Consider the following 2,325-nt stretch of genomic DNA (forward strand, 5'->3'; position numbering starts at 1 on the left):
GTTACGAAGCAACGGTAACCATCGCCTCAATCATGATCTGGCTACGCGCGAAACCCGACCGGAGCCGACCATGATCCGTCAGATGCGCTCTAGGAGGCTTCAGACACCGGTTCCTCGCGTATACCTCTCCGTCTCGCTTGCCGGACCCGCGCCATCTGGCAGTACTGGTCACGTCCCGGCGCTGTCGGGGCCGCTTGCCACCCTCACCGGCACCTCCCGGATCAGGCTGCCCCAGCTTCACCACCCTGCTGCGACAGGACGGCGGTGGCGGTCTCTCACCTCCACTCGATCAATCAGCGCCTCACGGCGCACCCGTTCGACGACCCAGCGCCGTGGCAGTACGTGGAAGCCGACTTGGCCGGCGAGTTTCGCGACGATCTGCATGCTGACGCCCAGCCTGCGGCGTAGCCGACGAGGGCACCGCTGTAGCCGCTGTCGGCCCAGGCCATCGACACTTTGTGGCAGAACGCGCGGACGGCCCAGATGAGGGCTGGTCCGGCCTGGCGGTCCTGCGCTGAGGCGGCGCTGACCGCGACGACGAGCAGCAGCCCGTTGGTGTCGACGGCGATGTGGCGTTTGCGGCCATTCACTTTCTTGCCGGCGCCGTAGCCGCGGCTGGTCTTGGCGACGGTCTCGGCCGCGCGGACCGACTGGGAGTCGATGATCGCCGCGGTCGGCTCGGTGTCGCGGCCGGCGGCGGCTCTGGCCTGGTCTCGCAGGCTGTTGTGCACGTGGTTGACGGTGCCGTCGGCGCTCCACCGGTGGTGGTAGTCGTAGACGGTCTGCCAGGGTGATAGGAAGTCGGCGGGCAGGGCCCGCCAGACGCAGCCGTTATGGGCGAGGTAGCGGATCGCGTCGATGATGTCGCGGCGGGAGTGCACCGATCGGCGCCCGCCACGACGGCTGGGATGCCCGGCCGGGATGAGTGGGGCGATGAGCTGCCATTCCGCGTCCGCGGTGTCCGATGGGTAGCGGCGGATGCGCAGGCTGGGCAGGTGATCGGTGGACTGGGTAGGGGGCGGGGATACGCCAGCTCCGCCGACCAGGTGGAACGTCATGTAGGGCCTTGAGGTTGAGCGTGTTCGGTGTGGTTACCTGCGCTCTACCTCAGGGCCCTACCTATGTCATGAGGACTCGCCGCACCACCAACCCCATCGACGGACTCAAGTTTCCGGACAAGCACTCAAACTTGGACGTCGGAGAGCCGATCCCGGCCCGACCGGGCGGTACGGACGCGGCTTGCCGAATTCGCCAGATCGCTCACCCGGGACGCGCTGACGCGCCAGATGCACGCCAAGAAGCATGCTAGGCCCGAGGTTCGGGCTTCCGCCCTCTTGAAGTTCTTGCGGGTGGCTGCGCAGTGCCGGCCTGCCGAGGGCCGCCGGGTAGCCGGCCGTCCGGCGGCCGCCGGACGGCCCCGGGTATGCATAGGGGTCAGATCTGGGCCTGGTCAGGCTCTCCGGTCGCTTCGTTCAGGACTGCAGCGTGTTCCGGATGGTCATGTAGCCATTCGGCCATCAGCTTTATCGCCTCATCGCGGTCCTGCTCCGTCGCGGCTTTTAGTGCCTCGGTGCCAGTGGGTCCGAGGTATTGGTGGGTGTGGGGCGGGAGATCGTCGATCAACGCTTCGAGCGCGCGGAACAACGCCAGGTTGTGTTGGAGTGAGTCGAGCCAGTCCGGAGTGGCGAGCAGCAGAAAGACGGGTGTGAGTTCCACACGGGAGGCGAAGGTGGGGTCGTTGTAGTGGCTGGCGAAGTCGTCCAGGCCGACCAGCCCGCTCTCGGCGCCCGCGAGGCCGACTTCTGCCGCTCGTCGTAGCCGCATCATGTCGAACAGCGACTCGCTTGCGGTGCGTGCTCGCTGCCAATCCTCAGCTTTCGCGCTCCGTATCGCGTCGAGGATCTGGTCGATGTGCAGCTGGCCGAGGACCGCGGCGACCTCGGCCGGGTCTTGGCCATCATCGAGTCCGGCGGCGAGAAGCATCTCCGATGCGCCTTCAGCAGTGGGTGCCTCGCCTGCGATCACGCCCGCGAAGCCGACGGACAGCACGTCCTCGACGGATGTCATTGCACGGTCACCGATGCCGGTGGCACGACGGTTCCGCCGCAGCCGTCTTTCCCACTGCCGGGTCATCGTGCCGCGGCCGGCGCGGCGTGCCACGGTCCTCGCGACCGCATCCGAGCGGTCAAGCGGCTCAGTGGCGTCCACGGGCTCCAACTGGCCCATTCTCAGAGGGCGGTCCGGGAGGTTATGTCCGTTCCGGGTTGAGGGTGAATAGGCCGGGTTGGCTCTCGGTCAGGATCTGTCGGTTGACCAGGCGTTTCA

General features: G+C 67.2%; 2 protein-coding genes. Both read right to left on the reverse strand.

Annotation, left to right across the window (positions count from 1 at the left end; genetic code table 11):
- Nucleotides 1-293: 293 nt before the first annotated feature.
- Entirely contained in the window at nt 294-1,058 is a 765-nt protein-coding gene (locus AB0E90_RS51595) for an IS5 family transposase (protein WP_360421207.1), read from the reverse strand.
- A gap of 376 nt (nt 1,059-1,434) precedes the next feature.
- Complete coding sequence (locus AB0E90_RS51600; protein WP_360421209.1) at nt 1,435-2,208, reverse strand: hypothetical protein; 774 nt, start codon at nt 2,206-2,208, stop codon at nt 1,435-1,437.
- Nucleotides 2,209-2,325 lie beyond the last annotated feature (117 nt).

Source organism: Actinoplanes sp. NPDC026619, assembly GCF_040638295.1.
Lineage (GTDB): Bacteria > Actinomycetota > Actinomycetes > Mycobacteriales > Micromonosporaceae > Actinoplanes.